The sequence below is a fragment of the Nocardioides marinquilinus genome (assembly GCF_039543705.1).
Classification (GTDB): Bacteria; Actinomycetota; Actinomycetes; order Propionibacteriales; family Nocardioidaceae; genus Nocardioides; species Nocardioides marinquilinus.
This window is the reverse complement of the sequence record NZ_BAABKG010000005.1, coordinates 246,727-268,632: the sequence shown is the minus strand read 5'-3', so window position 1 is coordinate 268,632 and position 21,906 is coordinate 246,727. Positions and strand designations below refer to the sequence as shown.

Annotated in this window: 18 protein-coding genes and 2 tRNA genes; 14 read left to right on the top strand and 6 right to left on the bottom strand. The window is 74.9% G+C overall.

Annotation, left to right across the window (positions count from 1 at the left end; all coding sequences use genetic code 11):
- Positions 1-26 precede the first annotated feature (26 nt).
- Entirely contained in the window at positions 27-2,594 is a 2,568-nt protein-coding gene (gene pepN / locus ABEA04_RS19110) for an aminopeptidase N (protein WP_345462489.1), read from the bottom strand.
- Positions 2,595-2,832: 238 nt separating this feature from the next.
- On the opposite strand from pepN, the gene ABEA04_RS19105 reads away from it, so the two are divergent.
- From ABEA04_RS19105 to ABEA04_RS19095, 3 genes are all read left to right on the top strand, one after another.
- Complete coding sequence (locus ABEA04_RS19105; RefSeq protein WP_345462486.1) at positions 2,833-4,527, top strand: CHAP domain-containing protein; 1,695 nt, start codon at positions 2,833-2,835, stop codon at positions 4,525-4,527.
- A gap of 69 nt (positions 4,528-4,596) precedes the next feature.
- Positions 4,597-5,217, top strand: a complete 621-nt coding sequence (locus ABEA04_RS19100) for a DsbA family protein (protein ID WP_345462483.1) — start codon at positions 4,597-4,599, stop codon at positions 5,215-5,217.
- Between the two features lie 238 nt (positions 5,218-5,455).
- On the top strand, positions 5,456-6,613 hold the full coding sequence (locus ABEA04_RS19095) for a peptidoglycan recognition protein family protein (protein WP_345462480.1): 1,158 nt from the start codon (positions 5,456-5,458) through the stop codon (positions 6,611-6,613).
- A 7-nt stretch (positions 6,614-6,620) separates the two neighbouring features.
- Here the strand turns inward: ABEA04_RS19095 and ABEA04_RS19090 are convergent, their stop codons facing one another.
- Positions 6,621-7,322 carry a GOLPH3/VPS74 family protein gene (locus ABEA04_RS19090; protein ID WP_345462478.1) on the bottom strand — a complete coding sequence of 234 codons (702 nt, stop codon included), beginning with the start codon at positions 7,320-7,322 and terminating at the stop codon, positions 6,621-6,623.
- A gap of 40 nt (positions 7,323-7,362) precedes the next feature.
- Between ABEA04_RS19090 and ABEA04_RS19085 the strand changes: the two genes are divergently transcribed.
- The 3 genes from ABEA04_RS19085 to ABEA04_RS19075 all read left to right on the top strand — a co-directional run bounded on the left by ABEA04_RS19085 (position 7,363) and on the right by ABEA04_RS19075 (position 10,868).
- Positions 7,363-8,238, top strand: a complete 876-nt coding sequence (locus tag ABEA04_RS19085) for an MOSC domain-containing protein (protein WP_345462475.1) — start codon at positions 7,363-7,365, stop codon at positions 8,236-8,238.
- A 78-nt stretch (positions 8,239-8,316) separates the two neighbouring features.
- Entirely contained in the window at positions 8,317-10,110 is a 1,794-nt protein-coding gene (gene metG, locus ABEA04_RS19080; RefSeq protein ID WP_345462472.1) for a methionine--tRNA ligase, read from the top strand.
- Positions 10,107-10,868 carry a DUF3626 domain-containing protein gene (locus ABEA04_RS19075; RefSeq protein WP_345462469.1) on the top strand — a complete coding sequence of 254 codons (762 nt, stop codon included), beginning with the start codon at positions 10,107-10,109 and terminating at the stop codon, positions 10,866-10,868. The genes metG and ABEA04_RS19075 overlap by 4 nt, the downstream gene beginning before the upstream one ends.
- Here the strand turns inward: ABEA04_RS19075 and ABEA04_RS19070 are convergent.
- The gene (locus tag ABEA04_RS19070) at positions 10,819-12,870 is read right to left on the bottom strand and encodes a carboxypeptidase regulatory-like domain-containing protein (protein ID WP_345462466.1); all 2,052 of its coding nucleotides are present in this window, start codon (positions 12,868-12,870) and stop codon (positions 10,819-10,821) included. The genes ABEA04_RS19075 and ABEA04_RS19070 overlap by 50 nt on opposite strands.
- Positions 12,871-12,907: 37 nt before the next feature.
- Positions 12,908-13,195 (bottom strand): putative quinol monooxygenase, encoded by a 288-nt coding sequence (locus ABEA04_RS19065; protein ID WP_345462463.1) that lies wholly within the window; start codon positions 13,193-13,195, stop codon positions 12,908-12,910.
- Positions 13,196-13,257: 62 nt separating this feature from the next.
- Between ABEA04_RS19065 and ABEA04_RS19060 the strand changes: the two genes are divergently transcribed.
- Both ABEA04_RS19060 and ABEA04_RS19055 read left to right on the top strand, forming a co-directional pair.
- A complete protein-coding gene (locus ABEA04_RS19060; RefSeq protein WP_345462460.1) occupies positions 13,258-13,869 on the top strand; it encodes a LysE family translocator in 612 nt (203 codons plus the stop codon).
- Between the two features lies 1 nt (position 13,870).
- Entirely contained in the window at positions 13,871-14,737 is an 867-nt protein-coding gene (locus ABEA04_RS19055; protein WP_345462457.1) for an alpha/beta hydrolase, read from the top strand.
- A gap of 142 nt (positions 14,738-14,879) precedes the next feature.
- Here the strand turns inward: ABEA04_RS19055 and ABEA04_RS19050 are convergent, their stop codons facing one another.
- Both ABEA04_RS19050 and ABEA04_RS19045 read right to left on the bottom strand, forming a co-directional pair.
- Positions 14,880-15,998, bottom strand: a complete 1,119-nt coding sequence (locus ABEA04_RS19050) for a DNA glycosylase AlkZ-like family protein (protein ID WP_345462454.1) — start codon at positions 15,996-15,998, stop codon at positions 14,880-14,882.
- A 54-nt stretch (positions 15,999-16,052) separates the two neighbouring features.
- Positions 16,053-17,366: a hypothetical protein gene (locus ABEA04_RS19045; RefSeq protein WP_345462451.1), complete on the bottom strand. Its 1,314-nt coding sequence runs from the start codon at positions 17,364-17,366 to the stop codon at positions 16,053-16,055.
- Positions 17,367-17,459: 93 nt separating this feature from the next.
- Here ABEA04_RS19045 and ABEA04_RS19040 point away from each other — a divergent pair, with 93 nt between their 5' ends.
- The 6 genes from ABEA04_RS19040 (at position 17,460) to tig (ending at position 21,881) form a co-directional block, all read left to right on the top strand.
- Positions 17,460-17,969, top strand: coding sequence for a ribose-5-phosphate isomerase (locus tag ABEA04_RS19040; protein ID WP_345462448.1), 510 nt, complete (start codon positions 17,460-17,462; stop codon positions 17,967-17,969).
- Positions 17,962-18,879, top strand: coding sequence for an Fpg/Nei family DNA glycosylase (locus ABEA04_RS19035; protein WP_345462445.1), 918 nt, complete (start codon positions 17,962-17,964; stop codon positions 18,877-18,879). The genes ABEA04_RS19040 and ABEA04_RS19035 overlap by 8 nt, the downstream gene beginning before the upstream one ends.
- Positions 18,880-18,952: 73 nt before the next feature.
- On the top strand, positions 18,953-20,080 hold the full coding sequence (locus ABEA04_RS19030) for a PP2C family protein-serine/threonine phosphatase (protein WP_345462442.1): 1,128 nt from the start codon (positions 18,953-18,955) through the stop codon (positions 20,078-20,080).
- A 64-nt stretch (positions 20,081-20,144) separates the two neighbouring features.
- A tRNA-Gly gene (locus tag ABEA04_RS19025) sits at positions 20,145-20,218 on the top strand.
- A gap of 57 nt (positions 20,219-20,275) precedes the next feature.
- Positions 20,276-20,348, top strand: a tRNA-Pro gene (locus ABEA04_RS19020).
- A gap of 36 nt (positions 20,349-20,384) precedes the next feature.
- The gene (gene tig, locus ABEA04_RS19015; RefSeq protein WP_345462439.1) at positions 20,385-21,881 is read left to right on the top strand and encodes a trigger factor; all 1,497 of its coding nucleotides are present in this window, start codon (positions 20,385-20,387) and stop codon (positions 21,879-21,881) included.
- The last annotated feature ends 25 nt before the right edge of the window (positions 21,882-21,906 follow it).

The following is a 21,906-nucleotide window of genomic DNA, read 5'->3' as shown; positions in this document are numbered from 1 at the left end:
GCTCGCCGCGCGAGGGCGGGGCAGTGTCAGGCGCCGGTGCCGAGGCGGTCGCGCTGCTGCGCGGCCAGCGCGCGCGCCACCTCGGCGCGGCCCTCGCGCACGTAGCGCAGGGCGCCGGGGTTGGCCTCGGCGGTGGCGAGGAACTCGTCGACCCGGTCGAGCAGCGCCTGCGAGGCCAGGGCCTTGGGGAACAGGTGCTCGAGGGCGACGGCGCCGCGGTGCGCGCCGATGCGGTCCCAGGTGACGGGGACGGCGTCGAGGTAGCGCTGCACGAACGGCTCGAGGACGTCGTCCTGGCCCGGCACCATGAACGAGGTCACGATGCTGCGCGCGGTCTCGTTGGGGGTCGAGGCCTCCTCGACCGCGAGCCGCCAGGCGGTCTCCTTGGCCTCGGGGTCGGGCATGGCGGCGCGGGCCGCGGCGGCGTGCTCCTGGCCCGAGATGGTCTGGTCGCGCTCCAGCTCGGCGTCGATGCGCGCGTGGTCGGCGCGGCCGCGGGCGGCCAGGCCGGTGACCAGCACCCACCGCAGGTCGGTGTCGACGTCGAGGCCGTCGACGACGAGCGAGCCGTCGAGCAGCCCCTCGAGGTCGGCCAGCGCCTCGTCGCTGCGCGCGGTCGCGGCGTAGGAGCGCACAAACGTCAACTGCTGGTCGCTGCCGGGCTCGGCGGCCTCCAGGAGGTCGCGCAGCCCGCGCTCCCAGCGGTGGCGCAGCTCGGCGCGGTGGGCGGGGTCGGAGTAGGAGCCGACGGCCTGCGCGGCGTAGGCCGGGATGCGGGTCACGCCCCACGCGTCGGTCTCGTCGCCGATGTTGGCCAGCACGAGGGTGACGTAGTCGGTGGCGCTCATCTCGGCGTCACGGCACATGTCCCACGCGGCACCCCACACGAGCGCCCGCGCGAGCGAGTCCTGCAGGCCCGACAGGCCGCCGACGACCGTGGCGAGCGAGCGCTCGTCGAGGCGGATCTTGGCGTAGGCGAGGTCCTGGTCGTTGAGCAGCAGCAGGTCGGGCTGCTGCTGGCCGACGGCCTCCTTGACGTCGGTCGTCTCGCCCTCGACGTCGACCTCGAGGTAGTCGCGGCGCACCAGCGCGTCGACGCCCTGCTCGTCGGTCACCCAGTCGTAGAGGCCGATGCCGAGCCGGTGACGGCGCAGCGTCGGGTGGTCGGGGTGGGCGGTCTGGCGCACCGCGAGGCGGCGGTAGGTGCCGTCGTCGTCCAGCTCGAAGTCGGGCGTCAGCGTGTTGACGCCGGCGGTCTGCAGCCACTCGGTGGCCCACGAGCCGAGCTCGCGGCCCGAGGAGCGTTCGAGGGCGACCAGCAGGTCGTCGAAGGTGGTGTTGCCGTAGGCGTGGTCGGCGAAGTACTGCCGCAGGCCGGCGACGAACGGCTCGAGGCCCACCCACGCCACCAGCTGCTTGAGCACCGAGGCGCCCTTGGCGTAGGTGATCATGTCGAAGTTGACCTCGACGGCCTCGAGGTCGTGGTTGTCGGCCGCGATGGGGTGGGTGCTCGGCAGCTGGTCGGCGCGGTAGCCGGTCTGCTTGCGGGCGTTGGCGAAGCCGGTCCAGGCGTCGGTGAACTCGGTGGCCTCGGCCTCGCACCAGTAGCAGGCCCACTCGGCGAACGACTCGTTGAGCCAGAGGTCGTCCCACCACTTCATGGTCACGAGGTCGCCGAACCACATGTGCGCCATCTCGTGGGTGATCACCGAGCAACGGAACTCGTAGAACGAGCGGGGCTGGCGGCTGCGGGGGAGGTACTCGTCGCGCAGGGTCACGCACCCGGCGTTCTCCATCGCGCCCATGTTGTACTCCGGCACGTAGAGCTGGTCGTACTTCTCGAACGGGTAGGCCATCGCGAACTGCTCCTCGAAGAACGCGAAGCTCTGCTTGGTGATCTTCACCAGCTCGTCGCGGTCGAGGTGCTCCACCAGCGACTGGCGGCAGTAGTGGCCCAGCGGGATCTCGCCGAACGGGCCCTCGTAGGTGTCGAAGACGCCGTGGTACTCGCCGGCGACGACCGCGGTGACGTAGGTCGACATCGGCTTGGTCGTGGGGAAGTGCCAGGTGGCCGCGCCGTCCTCGCCGCGGGTCGGCTCGGGCGTGGGCGCGTTCGAGACGACGACCCAGTGCTCCGGCGCGGTGACGTGGAAGGTGAAGACGCCCTTGAGGTCGGGCTGCTCGAAGGTGGTGAAGACGCGGCGGGCGTCGGGCACCTCGAACTGGGAGTAGAGGTAGACGCGGTCGTCGACCGGGTCGACGAAGCGGTGCAGTCCCTCGCCGCTGTTGGAGTAGGGGCACGCGGCGCGCACGACGAGCACGTTCTCGGCGGCCAGCCCGGGCAGCGGGATGCGGGAGTCGGCGTAGCTCGCGGGGTCGAGCCGCTCGCCGTTCAGCGTGATCTCGTGCACCTGCGCGCCCACGAGGTCGGCGAAGGTCGACGCGCCGGGCTCGCGACAGGTGAAGACGAGCGTGGTGGTCGAGCCGAACGTCTCGGGTCCCGTGGTGAGGTCGAGGGCGACGTCGTAGGAGGTGACGTCGAGCAGCGCGGCGCGGGCGGTGGCCTCGTCACGCGTGAGGTTGGTTCCGGGCATGCGACTCATCCTGGCACCCCGGTGTGCCGATACCTCCATCGGCCAGTGAGCGCCGTCACGCCGCCGGACGACGTCGTCCGACCGGGTGCGCGGACGCCCCTCCGCGACGCCGCACGCCCCCGCGCGCCGCCGTCCGGTGAACGACACGCCTGTCATTCGAAATCGCACCGGATGTGGCTGAAGTGAGTTATGGGGAAATTGTTGCGAAACCCCACGGATGTGCTTGACAGTGGTCCGCGTGTCTCCCCACACGAGCCCTTCCCACCCGCCCTCGACGGCCGTCGCCGGGGCCCCCGCCCGGCGTGCGGGTCGCGTCCGCCGAGCCGCCCGCGGCCTCGCCGTCGGCACCGTCACCGCGCTCGCCGCCGCCACGCTGGTCGTGGCGCCGTCGTCCACCGACCCGGCGGAGGCCTCGTCGGTCTACCTGTGCACCGGCTACACCGGCTGCAAGGACAAGGGCTACAGCGACGCCGGCTACGGCGCGCGCAGCGGGCAGATGTACTGGCGCATGTACGCCGGCCACAACTGCACCAACTACGTCGCCTACCGGATGATCCAGGCCGGGATGTCGACCGAGCGGCCGTGGGACGGCTCCGGCATGGCCTACAACTGGGGCTACGCGATGAGCCGCATCACCGACCAGAAGCCGGCCGTGGGTGCGGTGGCGTGGTGGGACCGCGGGGTGGTCGGCGCCGGCTCGAGCGGCCACGTCGCCTACGTCGAGCAGGTCGTCAGCGCGACCGAGATCGTGATCTCCGAGGACTCCTGGAGCGGCGACTTCCACTGGCGCCGCATCTACAAGGACGGGCCCGGCTGGCCCACCGGCTTCGTCCACTTCGTCGACAAGCCGGTCAAGCCGGTCATCGAGGTCGTCACCGCGCCGAAGATCGCCGGGACGCCGCAGGTCGGCGTCCCGCTGCGGGCCTACCAGGCGCGGTTCAAGCCGGCCGCCGACCACGCCTTCCAGTGGTTCGCCGGCGCGACCCGCATCGAGGGCGCGACCGCGGCCACCTACACCCCGACCGCCGCCGACCGCGGCAAGCGGATCCGGGTGCGCGACCTCGCCACCCGCGACGGCCACACCGGCACGACCGGCGAGTCGCTGCCGACCGAGCCGGTGACCACGGGCGAGTTCGCCCGGGTCGCGCCGCCCACCGTCAGCGGCCTGCTGCACCGCGGCCAGACCCTCACCGCCGTGCCGGGCACGTTCTCGCCGGCACCCGAGTCGGTGGCCTGGCGCTGGAAGATCGGCGGCGTGTGGCAGAAGGACCGCGGCGGTCCCACCCTCACCCTCACCGGCGCCGACGTGGGCAAGCGGGTGCAGCTGCTGCAGGTCTCGCGGCGCGACGGGTTCCGCAAGATCATCGGCGCCTCCGGCCGCGTCGGCCCGGTCGTCGAGGGCGCGGTCGCCGAGACCACGCCGTTCACGGCGTCCGGCACGCCGCGCCTGGGCGAGACCCTCTCGTTCTCCGGCGCCTTCACCCCGGCCGGGGCGAGCGCCTCCTACACGTGGTGGCGCGACGGCGTCCCCATCCCCGGGACCGACGCACCCACCTACCGCGTCACGCAGGACGACGTCGGCCACGCGATCAGCGTGAACGTCGTCGTCACGCGGCCGCGCTGGCAGCAGCTGGTGCGCACCGCCGACTTCGGCACCGTCACCACGCCCACGAGGCTGCGCACCTACGCCGGCGGCCGCAAGCGCGCCGCCGAGGTGCGGGTGCGGGTCGTGGCGCCAGGGCTGCGCGCGCCGTCCGGCACCGTGACTATCAGCGTCGGCGACCACCGCGTCACGCGTCCGCTCGAGGCCGGCCGCGCGCTCGTCGTGCTCGAGGGTCTCGGCGTCGGCACCCGCTGGGTGCGCATCGGCTACTCCGGGGACGGCGTGGCCGAGGCCCGCTCGCAGGTGCGCAAGGTCGTCGTCAAGCAGTAGCCGAGCAGCCACCGGCCCCTCGCCCGAGGGGCGAGGGCGGCGTCCGGGCGACCCTGCTTCAATCGAGGCATGCCTGCCAATGCCGACTTCTGGTTCGACCCGCTGTGCCCGTTCGCCTGGATCACCTCGCGGTGGATCCTCGAGGTCGAGCAGGTGCGCGACGTCTCCGTCACCTGGCACGTGATGAGCCTGGCCTACCTGAACTCCTCTAAGGACATCTCCGACGACTACCGCGCCATCCTCGAGCCGGCGTGGGGCCCGGTGCGCGTGTGCATCGCGGCCGAGCAGCGCCACGGGCGCGAGGTGCTCCTGCCGCTCTACACCGCGCTCGGCACCCGCATCCACAACGACGGCCGCAAGCTGCACGAGCAGGACGACGCCGGCCGCGCGCTGGTCGCCGAGGCGCTCGCCGAGGCCGGCCTCGAGGCCGACCTCGTCGACGCCATGGACGACACCTCGCTCGACGAGGCCGTCGCCACGAGCCACCACGAGGGCATGGACCAGGTCGGCGACGACGTCGGCACCCCGACCATCGCCTTCGAGGGCTCCGCGTTCTTCGGCCCCGTGCTCTCGAGCATCCCGCGCGGCGACGACGCCGGCCGGCTGTGGGACGGCTGCCTCGCCGTCGCGTCGTTCCCGGACTTCTACGAGCTCAAGCGCACCCGCACCGGCGACCTCGACTTCAGCTGACGGGCTGACGGGCTGACGGGCTGACGGCCCGCGGGCTGTCGTGTGGCCCGGATCGTTCGATTGAACGGTTCTGGGCCGCCGGGACGGGTCTGAACGGGTCAGACCGTTCAATTGAACGGAACGGTCCGGCGCGGGTCCGACGCCCAGCGCCGACCAGCGCCGACCAGGGCGGTTGCCCGTGTGACTGCTGTGACGCATGATGAAGACGATGACGTCATGGGGAGGTCAGTCGGCTCGGGTGCGTGTGACGCGCGTCGGGCTGGTCGCCGCTGCGCTGGTGACGACCGCGGCCGGTGTCGCCGTCCCGGCGGCACCGACGGCCCTGGCGGCACCCACCGACCAGGCCGCGCCCGCCGAGCGCACCGCTCGTCTGGCCGCGGCTGGTGAGGGACTGCGGTCGGGTCGCACGCCGGTCGCCGACGGCGACGTCGTCGCCACGCCCGGCTCGGACGCCGTCCTGCTCGCCGTCACCTGGCGCGGCCGGCTCGACGGCCTGCGGCTGCGCACCCGCGACGCGGCCGGCGACTGGACGCCGTGGCGCGAGCCCGGCCTGCTCGCCGACGGCCCGGACGCCGCCGGGTCCGACCTCGTCGGCGCGGCCCGTGTCGACCCCGTGCGCGGCAGCGACCTGCTGCCGGTCGCGGACGCCGCGGCGGTGCAGGTCGACGTCCTCGGACCGACGCCGCGCGACCTGACCCTGGTGGTCCTCGCCCCCGAGCAGACCGCCGCCGACCGCGCGACGACCGCGGCGCGACCGACGACCGCCCGCCGCGGGCCGGCGTCGCGCAAGCCCGCGATGCGCACCCGCGCCGACTGGGGCGCGAACCCGCGCTGGCGCAGCGGCGCGCCGCGCTACAACCGCACGATCCGGCAGGTGCACGTGCACCACACGGTGAACGGCAACGACTACACGCGCGCCGAGGTGCCGGGGCTGCTGCGCGCCATCTACCGCTACCACACCCAGAGCCTCGGCTGGTCCGACATCGGCTACAACTTCGTCGTCGACCGGTTCGGCCGCACCTGGGTCGGTCGCGCCGGCGGCGCCTGGCAGGCGGTGCAGGGCGCCCACACCCTCGGCTTCAACTCCACCAGCACCGGCGTCGCCGTGCTCGGCACCTTCGAGGAGCGCGCGCCCCGCCGCGACGTGCTCAAGGCGCTCGCCCGGCTCGCGGCGTGGAAGCTCTACCGCCACCAGCTCAGCCCGCGGGGCCGCGTGCGGGTGCGCTCGGAGGGCTCCGACCTCTACGCGGCCGGGCGCGTCGTCCGGCTGCCCGCCGTCGACGGCCACCGCGACACGAGCCGGACGGCGTGCCCCGGCGAGAAGCTGTACGCCCACCTCGACGACGTCCGCCGCCGCGCCACCGCCCGGGTCGCCCGGTGGAAGGCCGCGCGCTAGCGCCGGCTCAGCTGGAGCCGCCGGCCGCGACGGCCGCGGTGCTCGCGGCGAGGACGGCGGTCGTGGTGGCCAGGGTGACCGCGGCGATGGCGTCGCCGACGGCCTCGGCGCCCCACGTGCCCTCGGCGAGGTCCTTCGCGCGGCGGCGCACCTCGCGCGCCGGCACGTCGCCGCGGTCGACCGTCTTCTCGGCCCGCGAGACGGCGTGCAGCAGCGCGGCGATCGCCACGGTGCGCTCGTCGGGCTCGGCCCCGTCGACCAGCACCGCCTGCAACCGCTCTCGCACCGCCGCCTCGTGCTCGCGGTCGGCGGCCGGCCACCGGGTGCGCGAGAACAGGCCGAGCACCTTCTCGTCCTCGCGCTCGAGCACGCCCCGGTCGACGAGCCGGTCAGCGAGGCGGGAGCGCAGCCCCTTGCCCAGGCGGTCGACGAGGTCGCTGGCCTCCCGCTCCTTCGCCGCGACCGTGGTCAGCGCCTCGGCCAGCACCGGGTCGGACGGCGGTGGCGTCGTCCCGGTGGCGCGCACCTTCGCGGCGCGCCACCGCGAGGTCTGCTCCGCGACCGCCACGTGCCCGCCGGAGGCGAGCTCGACCAGCACGGCGCCGCCGAGCACGGTGTCGACGGGCACCCCCGACGGTGGGGTGCCGCGCTCGTCGTCCAGCAGGAGCAGCAGCAGGTCCTCGGCGACCAGGAGCGGGGGCGTGGCCATGTCCCGACGCTAGCGCCGCGCACCACCTACGCTGCGGCCCGTGGAGGTCACCGCGCTGCACCGCTACCCGGTCAAGTCGATGCGCGGCGAGGGCCTCGACGCCGCCGACGTCGAGCCGTGGGGCCTGGCCGGCGACCGCCGCTGGATGCTCGTGGACGGCGGGGGCACCGCGGTCACCGCCCGCGAGGTCAACCGCCTGCTGCTGCTCGTGCCCGAGCTCACCGACGCCGGCCTGCGCATCACCGCCCCGGACGCCGGCGTCGTCCCGCTCGAGGTGGCCGTGCCCGACCCCGCCCACCAGGTGCCGGTCGCGATCTTCTCCTCGCGCCTGACGGCCGCGGCCGCGGGCGGGGACGCCGACCGCTGGCTCACCGACGTGCTCGGCCGCGAGGTGCGGCTGGTGCACCTCGACGACCCGGCGCGCCGTCCGACCGGCCCCGGCTACGGCGAGGACGCCGACGTCGTCTCGTTCGCCGACGGCTACCCCCTGCTGCTGACCAACGAGGGCTCCCTCGCGGCGCTGAACGACCAGGTGCTCGCCGGCGCCGACCACGGCCGCGACCCGCTGCCCATGACCCGGTTCCGCCCCAACCTCGTCGTCGGCGGCGCCGAGGCGTGGGCCGAGGACGACTGGCGCACGATCCGCGTCGGCGGCACCGACGACACCGACGACACCGACGGCGCGACCTTCCGGCTGGTCAAGGGCTGCGCCCGCTGCGTGATGACCACCGTCGACCCCGAGACCGCCGAGCGCGAGAGGGAGCCGATCGCCTCGCTGGCCCGCATCCGGCGCTTCGACCGCGCCACCTGGTTCGGGGTCAACCTGGTGCCCGACACCCCGGGCGCCACGATCCGCGTCGGCGACCGCGTCGAGGTGCTGGACGCCGTCGAGCCCGGCGGCGGCCCGCTGCGCTGAGGCCGTGGCCCGGAGCCCCCGACGGCCCGGTCGGAACCGCGTCGCGAACCGGCCACCCCGGCTCCTAGCCTTGGGGGCATGACGCACGTCTTGTCCTGCCCCGCCTGGCCCTACGCCAACGGCCCCCGGCACATCGGCCACGTCGCCGGGTTCGCCCTGCCCGCCGACGTCTTCAGCCGGTACTCGCGGATGGCCGGCCACGACGTGCTCATGGTCTCCGGCTCCGACGAGCACGGCACCCCGATCCTGATCGCCGCCGACGAGGCCGGCGTGACGCCGCAGCAGCTGGCCGACACCAATCACCGCCTGATCGTCGACGACCTCGTCTCGCTCGGCTGCAGCTACGACCTCTACACCCGCACCACCGCGCGCAACCACCACGCCGTGGTGCAAGAGCTGTTCACCGGCGTCCACGAGAACGGCTACTTCGTCGAGCAGACGACCTACGGCGCCATCTCGCCCTCGACCGGCCGCACGCTGCCCGACCGCTACATCGAGGGCACCTGCCCGATCTGCGGCGCCGCGGGCGCGCGCGGCGACCAGTGCGACACCTGCGGCAACCAGCTCGACCCGGCCGACCTGATCGACCCGGTCTCGCGCATCAACGGCGAGACGCCGGAGTTCGTCGAGACCCAGCACTTCTTCCTCGACCTGCCGGCGCTGGCCGAGGCGCTCGGCGCCTGGCTCGACGAGCGCGAGGCCACCGGCCTGTGGCGCCCGAACGTCATCCGCTTCAGCCAGAACATCCTCAAGGAGATCCGGCCGCGGGCGATGACGCGCGACATCGACTGGGGCATCGCGGTGCCCCTCGACGGCTGGCGCGAGAACCCGACCAAGAAGCTCTACGTGTGGTTCGACGCCGTCGTCGGCTACCTCTCGGCGTCGATCGAGTGGGCCCGCCGCACCGGCGACCCCGAGGCCTGGCGGGCGTGGTGGAACGACCCCGAGGCGCTGTCGTACTACTTCATGGGCAAGGACAACATCACCTTCCACAGCCAGATCTGGCCGGCCGAGCTGCTGGCCTACAACGGCCAGGGCAGCAAGGGCGGCACCCAGCACGAGCTGGGCGTGCTCAACCTGCCCACCGAGGTGGTCAGCTCGGAGTTCCTGACGATGGAGGGCCGCAAGTTCTCCTCGTCCAAGCGCGTGGTCATCTACGTGCGCGACATGGTGGCCCGCTACCAGCCCGACGCCTTCCGCTACTTCGTGGCCGCCGCCGGCCCCGAGAGCCAGGACAGCGACTTCACCTGGGCCGAGTTCGTGCGCCGCACCAACGACGAGCTGGTCGCCGGCTGGGGCAACCTGGTCAACCGCACGGCCAACCTCATCGCCAAGGGCTTCGGCGAGATCCCGCCGGCCGGTCCGCTCACCGAGGCCGACGAGGCCGTGCTCGCCGTCACCGAGCAGGCCTTCGACGTCGTCGGCGACCTCATCGGCCGGCACCGCCAGAAGGCGGCGATCGGCGAGGCGATGCGCGCCGTCGGCGAGGTCAACAAGTACGTCTCCGACACCGCCCCCTGGACGCTGAAGGCGGACGACGAGCGCGCGCGCCTCGGCACGGTGCTGCACGTCGCCGCGCAGTGCGTGGCCGACCTCAACCTCGTGCTCGCGCCGTTCCTGCCGTCCTCGGCCAACGCCGTCGACGCGGCGTTCGGCGGGGCGGGGGACGTCGCGCCGATGCCGCGCGTCGAGGACGTCGACGACCTCGAGGGCGGCGCCGGCTACCCCGTCATCACCGGCGACTACGGCTCGGCGCCGCCCTGGCGCCGTCGGCCGATCGAGCCCGGCACGCCCGTGGCCAAGCCGACGCCGGTCTTCACCAAGCTCGACACCTCGGTGGTCGAGGAGGAGCTGGCGCGGCTCGGCTCGTGAGTGCCGTGAGGGTCGGCCTGCACCTGCACCCCGACTGGCCCTTCCGGGGCGGCACGGTGCTGGCCGCGCTCGCCCGCGACGGCGTCTACCGCTCCCAGTTCGAGACCGGGACGTCGAACGGCGGGCTCACCGCGCACCCCGGCGGCGACCGGTGGCGCTGGGAGAGCCGGCTGTTCGAGGGCCGCTACGACGACGGCCCGGCCGCCGACCGGCCGGTCTACGGCGCCCTCGACCGGGGCGACCCCTACGGCCCGGCCGCCCGCTTCGGCTCGGCCCACCTGCGGCTGCGGCCCGAGGTGGGGGAGCGGACGACGTTCTGCTTCCCCGACTCCTACCTGCAGCCCGAGCGCGTCGTCGGTCCCGGTGACGCCGAGGGGGTCGCCGGGTTGGCGGCGCTGGCCGACGCGAGCGGCCACGACCTGCTCGACCACTACGTCGAGGCGCACGTGCACGGCGGCGTGCGCCTCGAGCGCGACGTCGAGGCCGTCGTCCTCGACCCGTGCTTCCGCGGCGGTCCGGTCGAGGACGCCGCCCGCGCCACCGGCTGCGCCGTCGCGTGGCACCCCGGGTTCCGGGTGGCCACGGCCGACCTGCCCGAGGACTACCGCGGCCCCGAGCCGCTCGCGCTGGCGCGCTCGCTCGGCGAGGTGCTGGTGCCCGCGACCGTCGGCGACGCCGCGCGGTCGGGGCGCCACGACCCCCAGACGCTCAAGCGCGTGTGGCACCTGCTGGCACGGTTCGGCCGCCGCGCAGCATGACCTCGACCCGGCCGAGGTCGGTGACGCGCTCGCGGGTCACCCGGACGCGGATCGGGCCGTCGGGCAGCGCGAACCAGTACGGCGTCCCGGGCTCGGCGAGCGCCGAGGACGACGTGAACGCATCGGCCACGCTCTCGGTGCGGCGGTAGAGCACGTCCTCGTCGAGCAGCCGGACGACGGCCGGGCCGGGCCGCAGCCGGCCGACCCGCACCGGACCACCGGGGCGCTGCCGCTCCGAGACCGTCGGGACCAGCCACAGCGGGTCGCCGCCGTCGGTGACCGACAGGCCGACCGGGGCGATGAGCGGGCGGTCCGTGCCGGCCCAGCGCAGCCGGGCCACGACCTCGCGCCCGACCGGGGCGGTGAGCACGGGCGACGGCGGGGCGCCCTCGCCGATCGTCAGCACGCTCGTGGTGGCGGCGTAGTCGCCGCTCACCGTCGAGCCGTCGCTGAGCGGCACGTAGGCCGAGCTGGTGGTGACGACGTAGCGGCCCGGGACCACGCCGTCCATGGTGAAGCGGCCCTGGGCGGTCGCGTTCGTGGTGAGGCCGGTGGTGGTGCCGTAGCCGCTGCCGCTGCGCACCTGCCGGGCCCGCAGCCACGGGTCGGCCGGCAGCGGCGTGAGCCGCACCTGCGCGCCCGGCGGTGCCGTGCCGCGCAGGACGACGGGGTCGCGGTCGAGGGTGAGGACGCCGAGGTCGACGTCCTCGCCGGCGGCGACGGTGATGCTGCGCGAGGTCCAGCGCAGCTCGGGGTCGTGCGGGCCGTCGATGCGGCGCGCGACGAGCGTGTAGCGGCCGGGCGCGACGCCTGGGAACGTCACCGCGCCGCCGTCGGCCTCGGAGGTGTCGCCCTTGAAGGTGTTCACCACCTGGCCGAGCCGGTTGCGCAGCTCGAGGTCGGACCCCGCCCCGGTCGGGTCGGCGACGCCGACGGTGACCGAGCCGCCGCCGTCGACCGCGAGGTCGAGCCGCGCCGGGCGGTCGCGCACGACGGTGACCTCGTGCCGCTGCGGCACGTAGGGGCTGGTGCCGTGCCCGATCGCGACCGTGTAGCGGCCGGGCCGCAGGGCACGCACCGACCAGCGGCCGCGCTCGTCGGTGCCGGTCTCGAGGGCGATCTCGCCGTCGTCGGCGAGGACCGTCAGCGGCTGGTAGGGCACCGGCGCGCCGTCGTGGGTCACGCGGCCGCCGACCGTGCCGGCGGGCCTGGCGGCGAAGGAGTGCGACGTGGTGCGGCCGGCCCGCAGCCGCAGCACCCGCGAGCGGTGCCCGGGCACGAGGGAGTCGTTCTCGGTGTAGGCGTAGTAGTCGGCCACGACCCGGTAGCGGCCGGGCGCCACCTCGAAGCGGTAGCGGCCCCGCTCGTCGGGGAAGGCCGTGGCGGCGCGCGACCCGTCGAGCCGCGCCAGGGCGACGGGCCGGAACTCCGCGTCGCGGAAGGTGCCGGTCAGCACGGCCGCCGCCCTCAGGCGCACCTCGCCGAGCGAGCGGCCGGCCGGCCGGGGAGCGAACCGGGCGGTCTGCTGCAGCCAGCTGTACGACGTCCCGCCGGGCCCGACGTAGGTGCGGGCGAAGCGCGTGACGGCGGGCTCCTCGGAGCACTCCGCGGTGTCGGGGTGGGGGTCGCAGAACCGCACCAGGTAGGGCTCGCGCAGCTGCGGCAGCCGGAAGCGGCCGTCGCGGCGGGTGCGAGCGCTGACGATGCGCTCCTCGGACTGGTCGACGGGCCGCTCGAGGTCGGAGAACCGCACGCCCACCACCAGCGCGCCGGCGACCGGCTCGCCCTGCGCGTCGACCGCGCGGCCGGTGACGACGCCGCGGGTCGGGGCGGGCTGCGGCGGGTCGGCCACCCGGGCCGCCGCGCCCACGGACGACGGGGCGGCGGCGACAGGGGTGGCGGGGGCGGCGTGGGTGGCGGGAGCGGCGTGCGCGGCCGGCGCGACCGCGACGACGAGCGCGGTCACGAGGAGGCCGGTGAGGCGGCGGTGCGGAGCGGGCATGGCGGGAGGGTGCCAGGCCCGGTGTCCCGAGGGGGCGTTATCGGTGTCCCGACTGATCCGGGACCTCGACCTCGTCGACCTCGACCGCCCGGAGCGCCACGGCCTGCTCCTGCGACGGGCCCGAGCCGCGGAAGGCGTCCAGGTCGGCGCGCGAGGCCCACCGCTCGTAGACGTTGACGCGGTCCGGGTCGACGAGGTCGGCCCCGAGGGCGAAGTCGAGGCAGCCGGGGGCGGCGCGGGCGAGGGTGACGACCTGCCCGCAGTCCCGGAGGTAGTCGGCGCGGGTGGCGGCGTCCACCACGAGGTGCCCGGCGACGATGATCATGGCGGTACCGACCCGGCGGACGGCGCCGACTCATCGCTCGCCGTCAGGCGTAGCCTCCGGCCATGACGCCGGCGTTCCTGCTCACCTCGTTCGTCATCGTGGCCACGCCCGGCACGGGGGCGCTCTACACGCTGGCCGCCGGGCTCACCCGCGGCGCCCGCGCCAGCGTGCTGGCCGCCTTCGCCTGCACGCTGGGCACCGTGCCGCACCTGGTCGCGGCGGTCACCGGGCTGGCGGCCCTGCTGCACGCGAGCGGCGTCGCCTTCGCCGTCCTGAAGTACGCCGGCGTGGCCTACCTGCTCTGGATGGCGTGGAGCACCTGGCGCGACACCGGCGCGCTGCGCGCGGACGACGACCGGGCGCCGACGAGCCGGCGGCGGGTGCTGGGCGAGGGCATCACCCTCAACCTGCTCAACCCCAAGCTGACGATCTTCTTCTTCGCGTTCCTGCCGCAGTTCGTGCCCGCCGGCAGCGACGGCGCGGTGCTGCACATGCTGGGGCTGAGCCTGGTGTTCATGGCCATGACGTTCGTCGTCTTCGCGGCCTACGGCGTCTTCGCCGCGACCGTGCGCGACCGGGTGCTGGCGCGGCCGCGCCTGGTCGACCGCCTCCGCAAGGGGTTCGCGGTCAGCTTCGCCGCGCTCGGTGGCCGGCTCGCCCTCGAGAGCCGCTGACGTGCTCTACCCCGAGGCCCGCGCCGCCCTCGAGCGCGCCGCCGGCGAGCCCGCCGTCACCGACCCCGCCCACGACGTCGCGGCCGAGCGCGCCGCCGCCCGCGAGGCCGCCCGCGCCGAGCCCCGCGAGGACGTCGCCGCCGTCGCCGACGTCGACCTCGGTGGCGTGCCGTGCCGGCGCTACGAGCCGGTGGACGCCGCGCCCGGCGTCGTCGTCCACGTGCACGGCGGCGGGTTCGTCTTCAACGACGTCGAGGTGCACGACGGCGTCAGCCGCCGGCTGGCCAACCGCACCGGCCGCACCGTCGTCAGCGTCGACTACCGGCTCGCGCCCGAGCACCGGTTCCCGGCCGCGGTCGACGACCTCGACGCGGTCGTCGGCGCGCTCACCGACGCGGGGGAGGAGGCGCTCTACGCGCACGGCGACAGCGCCGGGGCCAACCTGGCGCTGGTGGCCGCACTGCGCCACCCGGGCCGGTTCCGTGCACTGGTGCTGGTCTACCCGTTCCTCGACCCCGAGGCGGCGGGCGAGTCCCACCGCACCGAGACGCAGGGCTTCGACCCCGCCACCGTGGCCTGGTACTGGCGGCAGTACGCCGGCGACGACCCCGCCGCCGTCACGCACCCCGACCTCGCGCCGCTGCGCTCCGAGCGCCTGGCCACGCTGCCGCCGACGTTCGTGGCCACCGCCGAGCACGACCCGCTGCGCGACGAGGGCGAGCTGCTCGCCACCCGTCTCGTCGAGGCCGGCGTCCCCGTCGTCGCCGTGCGCTGCCTCGGGCAGCTGCACGGCTTCTGGCGCCACCTCGCCTTCCCCGCCGCCGAGCCCCTCATGGCCCAGACCGCGGCGTTCCTCCGCGCCCACTGAGGGTCTCGAGGCTCAGCCCCGACCGTCAGTCCACCGACGGTGGTCGAGGTGCGAGGAGCCCTGGCGACGAGCCTCGAGACCCCGGCCGGTCACGCCCGGCCGACCCCGCGGACCCCGCGGACCCCGAGCCACTCGACGGGCCTCAGGCCCCCTGGACGTCGACGCCGACCTCGCGCCCCACGGCCGCGCCCAGCCGCGCGGCCGCCTCGTCGAGCCCCGACCGCGGCACCCGGCCCGACCCCTCGAACCAGGTCACGCGCAGCGCCTCGCCCTTCAGCGTCCACGTGCCGGCGACGACGCCGCGGTGCAGCACCGGGTTGCCGTTCCGGCTGATCGCGCTGCGGTGCGCGGGCGGCACCACGCGCGGGTCGTCGGTGCCGGGCGCGGTGACCCACGGATCGCGGCCGGGCAGCAACGCCACCGACGACCCGGCCGGCGCGGCCCGCGCCGCGCGCAGGTCGTCGACGTCCTCGGCCAGCACGGCGACCTCGACGCCCTCGACGTCGAGCCGCACCACCCGCGGCTCGAGCGCCGCGAGCCACCGGACGACGTCGCGCCGCCTGGCGCCGAGCCCCTGCCCGAGCCACGCGCCGGCGCGCTCGAGCGGCGCCGGGCCGTGGACCCGCAGGTAGTGGTCGAGCACCCGCGCCGCGCCCGCGTCGGCGTCGGGGACGCCGGCCCAGCCCGGCACCGCGTCGAGCCGCTGGTAGGCCGCCTCGCCGTCGCGTCCCGGGGCGAAGCCGATGTCGCCGTGCCACGACAGCGGCTTGAGCAGCGTGTCGTTGCCGTCGGCGAGCAGGGGGCGCAGGTGCCGGTAGCGGCGGCTGCGGGCGAAGGCGTCGAGCAGCTCGCTGCGGGTGAGCGGCCCGTCGGCGAGCGCGTCGCGCACGTAGCGGCGGAAGGCGGGCCAGTCGTCGGGCGCGAGCCCGTAGTGGACAACCCAGCTGCGCAGCGCCCACATCCGGCTCGAGGCGCGGACGGCGAGGTAGGCGCCGGCGTCCTGCGGCGTCATCACGTGCGTGGCGCCGCCGAAGGCGTAGACGGTCACCACCTCGCCCGCCGCGAACGCCTCCGCCACGTCGCCCACCCGGCCGCCGGCCCGCCGCGCCGCGACGCCGTGCTCGGCGGCGGTGGCGGGCCACGCCGGCACCGAGCCGAGCCTCCCGACGACGTCGACCACGGAGGTGCCGGCCGCCCCGACCGGGTCGAGGAGCTGGCGCCCCAGCCGCCACGACAGTGCCCGCGCCCACGTCAGTGCCACACCGGCGACCCTAGGCGGCTTCGCGGACGATCGGCGTCCGCGCGGGCCGGGACGTCAGTCGAGGCCGAGCCGCGCGTACGCCGCCCGTGCGACCGACCGCTCGCCCTCGCCGTACACGTCGCGCAGCACCTCGTCGACGATGCCCTCGCCGTAGAGCACCCCGCGGCCACCACGCCGCTCGAAGACCCGCAGCATCCGCCGGAACCGGTCGAGGCCGTAGGTGTCGACGAGGTGCTCCACCGTCGCCTCGGCCAGCAGGTAGTCGCCGGCTGCCTCCTCGCCCCACCGGCCGGCGGGGGTCAGCCCGACCGGCCGCTCGTCCAGCTCGGCGAGCACGCCCTCGTCGAAGCGGAAGTCGGCCAGCCGGTTCGGGTGGTAGGCGGCGTACTCGGCGATGCCCTCGGTGGCCCAGTAGGGCGCCGAGGTGTCGGTGGCGAGCAGGAAGTGGGTCAGCTCGTGCCGCATCGTGTAGCGGTCCTCGACGATCGCGTCGACCAGGTCGGGGTTGAGCTTGATGGCCGCCCCGGCCCGCGCGGTGTAGGAGTCGGCGAGGTCGTCGGTGGCGTAGACGTCGAACGAGACGGCGGCGGCGTCGTCGCCGCTGCCCTCCCGCACGCCGTGCGGCAGCCCGTTCGACGTGGCGTCGACCAGCAGCCGCCCACCGCGCTCGTCGAGCAGCTCGCCGAGCGAGGCCAGCTCGGTGCGGACGCCGTCCAGCACCTCGGACGCCGGCAGCGGGCCGTCGCGGTCGGTGAGCGCGACCACCGAGCCGTCGACCGCGACGTCGAGCGGGACGCCGAACCACGGCCGCTCCTGGGGCTCGAAGGTCTCGTCGAGCACCTCGGCGCCGACCCGCCAGGTGCCGTCGCGCCGCACGAAGGTCATGGCCAGCTGGTTGCCGACCGGACGGCGCCACACCCCGCGCAGCGCGAGGTGCTCGGCCACCCGCGGCCGCAGCACCGGGTCGTCGCCGGCCACCTCGTCCGGGCGGTAGCCGTCGCGGCTGACCGCGTAGCGCAGCGAGGCCACCGGCAGCCGCCGCAGGTTCTCGAACAGCACGCGCTGCTCGCGCCGCAGCGCCGGGTTGCCGCGGTCGACCGTGGCGAGGAACGCGGCCCGGTCGCCGTCCAGCACGGCGGCGGCCCGCCGGTCGAGCAGCCGCTCGACGGCGGCGAAGTCGGCCTCCTCGGCCGAGAACGGCTCGTCCCCCGACGATGAGGGCTCCGAGGACGACGCCGGCGCCGTGGATGCCGGCGACGAGGCGCTCGCCGAGGGCTCGTCCGGCCCGTCCAGCGGCTCGTCGTCGCCACAGCCCGCCAGCACGACGGCGAGCAGGACCGCCAGGACGGGGCGACCGCAGCGGAGCACGGCTCAGGGTAGGTCGGCCGGCGCCCCGCCGTCCCGCTTTGCGCCCGTCGACCCCCCTCGGCCGACCCGGCCGGGTCTGCCAGACTCCGAAGCATGCGCGTGCACCTCGGGAGCGACCACGCCGGCCTCGAGCTCAAGCACCACCTCGCCACGTGGCTGGTCGAGCACGGCTACGAGCCGGTCGACCACGGTCCGCTCTCCTACGACCCCGACGACGACTACCCGGCCTTCTGCCTGCGCGCCGCCGAGGCGGTGGCCGCCGAGCGGGCCGAGGGGCGCGACAGCCTCGGCGTGGTCATCGGCGGCTCGGGCAACGGTGAGCAGATCGCGGCCAACAAGGTGGTCGGCGTCCGCGCGGCGCTCGCGTGGTCCGACGAGACCGCCACCTTGGCCCGCGAGCACAACGACGCCACCGTGCTCGCCGTCGGCGGCCGCCTGCACCCCCTCGACGACATGACCCGCTTCGTCGAGATCTTCCTGCGCACCGAGTTCTCCGGCGCCGAGCGGCACGCCCGCCGCATCGGCCAGCTCGCCGACTACGAGCGCACCCACGAGCTGCCGCCGCTGCCCGCCTCGGCCGAGCCGCCGGCCGGCGATGCCTGAGGGCCACACCCTCCACCGGCTCGCGCGCGACCTCGGCGTCGCCTTCGCCGGGCGCCGGGTGCGGGTCAGCAGCCCGCAGGGGCGGTTCGCCGCCTCGGCCGCGCTGCTCGACGGCCGGGTGCTGGTGGGTGCCGAGGCGTGGGGCAAGCAGCTGTTCGTCGAGCTCGAGGGCGACCCGCCGGGCGAGCTGGACGGCGAGCGGTTCGTGCACGTGCACCTCGGCCTGATCGGCACCTTCGACGTCCACACCGCGCCCGCCGGCGCCGTGGTGCCCGACCCCGTGGGGCAGGTGCGCCTGCGTCTCGTGGCCGACGACGCCGACGCCGACGGCACCGACGACGACGCCGCCACCACGGCCGGCCCCACCGCCTGGGCCGACCTGCGCGGCGCGATCGTCTGCGACCTCGTCACCGCCGCGCAGCGCGACGCGGTCGTGGCCCGCATGGGACCCGACCCGCTGCGCCCGGACGCCGACCCCGACCGCGCCTTCGAGGCCATCCGCCGCAGCCGCAAGCCCATCGGCGCGCTGCTGATGGACCAGTCGGTGCTGGCCGGCGTCGGCAACGTCTACCGCGCCGAGGTGCTGTTCCGTGACCGCCTGCACCCGCTGCGGCCCGGCAACACCCTGCAGCGCAGCCGCTGGCAGGCGCTGTGGGACGACCTCGTCGCGCTGATGCCGCAGGGCGTGGCCACCGGCCGCATCGACACGGTGCGGCCCGAGCACTCGCCCGTGGCGACCGGCCGGGCCCCGCGTCGCGACGACCACGGCGGCGAGGTCTACGTCTACCGACGCACCGGCCAGCCCTGCCTGGTGTGCGGACGGCGGGTGGCGACCGCCGTCCTCGAGGGTCGCAACCTGTTCTGGTGCTCGCGTTGTCAGCCCGTCTTCCGCTCCCGCGCCGTAGGGTGAGCCCCGCGTGGGCGACCACGCCCGACCACGCGTGCCCGCCGCACGCGCCCCGATCGAAGGCCGATGCCCTCCGTTGACCTCCATCACCTACACCGACCCGACCGACGGGCCCCGCGGGCCCGGGCGTCCTCAGCGCGCGCGATCCGCCTCGCTGCGCCGGCGCCTGCGCCGGGCGGCGTCGGTCAACGAGTACCGCCTCGCCGCGGCGCTGGTGCTGTTCTCGCTCACGGTCGCGGTGCTGGTCTCGGTCTTCCCCGAGCGGATGCCGTTCAGCGCGCTGACCCTCCCGGTGGTGGTGGGCAGCATCATGCTCGGACCCCGCACGCTGCCGTGGTTCGTGGTCTTCGACATGGCGGTGCTGACCTTCTGCGTCAGCCAGCAGATCCAGATCACCCCGCGCACCGTCGGCGCCGTGGTGGTGATGTTCACCATCGCGCTGGTCGTGCTGCTCACCAGCTTCCGGCGCGCCCGGCTCGGCGTCACGGCGCTGCGCGGCGAGACGATGTTCATCGACCTGCGCGACCGCATCCTGCACCAGGGCTACATCCCCGAGCTGCCCGACGGGTGGCTGGTCGAGTCGGCCCTGCACTCGGCCGGCGGGACGGCGTTCGCGGGCGACTTCGTGGTCGCCTCCCGCTCGCGTGACGGCGCCTCGCTCTCGCTGGTCGTGGTCGACGTCTCCGGCAAGGGCCAGGACGCCGGCACCCGCGCGCTGCTGCTCTCCGGCGCGATGGGCGGCCTGCTCAGCGCCCTGCCGCCCGCGGACTTCCTGCCCGCGGCCAACGACTACCTGCTGCGCCAGGACTGGGACGAGGGGTTCGCCACCGCCGTCCACCTGCACGTGCACCTCGCCACCGGTGACTACGAGGTCCGCGCGGCCGGCCACCCGCCGCCGGCGCACCGCCGTGCGGGCACCGGCGGGTGGACCGTGCTGCACACCGAGGGCCCGGTGCTCGGGCTGGTGCCCGACGCCGAGTTCGTCTGCGTCAGCGGCCACCTCGAGTCGGGCGACTCGGTGCTGCTCTACACCGACGGCATGGTCGAGGAGCCCAGCGTCGACATCGAGGTCGGCATCGAGCGGATGATCGAGCAGGCCAACAGCCTGCTGCGGGCCTCGGCGTCCGGGGCGGCCGCGCGGCTCGCCGGCTCGGTGGGCTCGAAGGACGACGACCGTGCCATGCTGGTCGTCAACCGCGACTGAGGCCGGGCCCGGGCTCGACGCCGTTTGGTGCGCGTTCGAACCGCTGTGGGAGGATTCCCAGAGCGCGGATGTAGCTCAATGGTAGAGCCCCAGTCTTCCAAACTGGCTACGCGGGTTCGATTCCCGTCATCCGCTCCAAGCAGGTGGCTGTGCGACCTCCCGGCCTGCCGGTGGGCGCCCCAGCCCCCGGCTTGGCGGGGCGTGGCGTAGTGGCTAGCGCGCCTGCTTTGGGAGCAGGAGACCGCAGGTTCGAGTCCTGTCGCCCCGACACCGTCCAAACCCGTGTACCAGAAGGAGTCTGTCTGTGAAGAGCGCCGTCGAGACCTTGAGCCCGACCCGGGTCAAGCTCACCGTCGAGGTGCCCTTCGACGAGGTGAAGCCGAACCTCGACAAGGTCTACCGCCAGCTCGCCCAGCAGATCAACGTGCCCGGCTTCCGCCGCGGCAAGGTGCCGCCGATGGTCATCGACCGTCAGGTCGGCCGTGAGGCGGTGCTCGAGCAGGCCGTCGCCGACACGCTGCCGGCGAAGTACTCCGAGGCCATCGAGGCCAACGACCTCACCCCGATCGCGCAGCCCGAGATCGAGGGCCCCGAGATCAAGGACGACGGCTTCGAGTTCTCCGCCGAGGTCGACGTCAAGCCCGAGTTCGAGCTGCCCGACTACCAGGGCGTCACCGCCTCCGTCGACGACGTCGAGGTCACCGACGCCGACGTCGAGGAGCAGGTGCAGGCGCTGCGCGAGCGGTTCGCCACCCTGAGCGACGTCGAGCGCCCGGCCGCCGACGGCGACTTCGTCGTCCTCGACCTGCGTGCCACCCAGGACGGCGAGCCCGTCGAGGGTGCCGAGGTCAGCGGCATGTCCTACCAGGTCGGCCGCGGCGGCATGATCGACGGCCTCGACGAGGCCCTCACCGGCCTCTCCGCCGGCGAGGACCGCACCTTCGACAGCCAGCTCGTCGGCGGCGACCTCGTCGGCCAGTCGGTGCAGGTCTCGGTCACCGTCTCGCAGGTGCAGGAGCAGGAGCTGCCCGAGGTCGACGACGAGTTCGCCGAGCTCGCCTCCGAGTTCGACACCGTCGCCGAGATGGACGCCGACATCCGCGAGCGCCTGGCCCGGGGCAAGCGCCTCGAGCAGGCCGCCTCCGCGCGCGACGCCGTCCTCGAGGCGCTGCTCGACCGCGTCGAGATCCCGCTGCCCGAGTCGATGGTCACCGACGAGCTCAACGCCCGCCGCCAGAACATCGAGCAGCAGCTGGCCTACGCCGGCGTCACGATGGAGAAGTACCTCGAGGACGAGGGCCAGACCGTCGAGGAGTTCGAGGCCGACCTCGACCGTCGCACCCGCGAGGCCATCGCCGCGCAGTTCCTGCTCGACGAGGTCGCCCAGCGCGAGGAGTACGACATCACGCAGGAGGAGCTCTCGCAGCACCTCGTGCGGCGCGCCCAGCAGTCCGGTCAGGACCCGCAGGAGTTCGCGAACCACATGTTCGAGCACAACCACATCCCCGACCTCGTGCGCGAGATCCTGCGGGGCAAGGCGCTCGCCACGATCGTCGAGGCCGCCACGGTCACCGACGGCTCCGGCCGCCCGGTCGAGCTGGCCAACCTGCGCCCCGACGGCACCATCGGCGAGCCGGAGGCCGAGGGTGACGACGCGGACGCCGGCGACGCGGGCGGCTCGACCACCTACGTGGCCGGTGGGGCCGACGAGACCGGCGAGGCCGACGAGGCCGACGAGGCCGACGAGACCGACGAGTCGGGCGAGTCGGGCGAGACCGAGGGCGACGAGCAGACCTCCTGAGGCCTCCTCGTGGGCCCGTTTCGCG

What these genes read in the sequence shown, in the direction of transcription:
- pepN (WP_345462489.1), bottom strand. Translation starts at nt 2,594, where the DNA reads ATGCCCGGAACCAACCTCACGCGTGACGAGGCCACCGCCCGCGCCGCG.
- ABEA04_RS19100 (WP_345462483.1), top strand. Translation starts at nt 4,597, where the DNA reads ATGCCTGCCAATGCCGACTTCTGGTTCGACCCGCTGTGCCCGTTCGCC.
- ABEA04_RS19090 (WP_345462478.1), bottom strand. Translation starts at nt 7,322, where the DNA reads ATGGCCACGCCCCCGCTCCTGGTCGCCGAGGACCTGCTGCTGCTCCTG.
- metG (WP_345462472.1), top strand. Translation starts at nt 8,317, where the DNA reads ATGACGCACGTCTTGTCCTGCCCCGCCTGGCCCTACGCCAACGGCCCC.
- ABEA04_RS19070 (WP_345462466.1), bottom strand. Translation starts at nt 12,870, where the DNA reads ATGCCCGCTCCGCACCGCCGCCTCACCGGCCTCCTCGTGACCGCGCTC.
- ABEA04_RS19065 (WP_345462463.1), bottom strand. Translation starts at nt 13,195, where the DNA reads ATGATCATCGTCGCCGGGCACCTCGTGGTGGACGCCGCCACCCGCGCC.
- ABEA04_RS19060 (WP_345462460.1), top strand. Translation starts at nt 13,258, where the DNA reads ATGACGCCGGCGTTCCTGCTCACCTCGTTCGTCATCGTGGCCACGCCC.
- ABEA04_RS19040 (WP_345462448.1), top strand. Translation starts at nt 17,460, where the DNA reads ATGCGCGTGCACCTCGGGAGCGACCACGCCGGCCTCGAGCTCAAGCAC.
- ABEA04_RS19035 (WP_345462445.1), top strand. Translation starts at nt 17,962, where the DNA reads ATGCCTGAGGGCCACACCCTCCACCGGCTCGCGCGCGACCTCGGCGTC.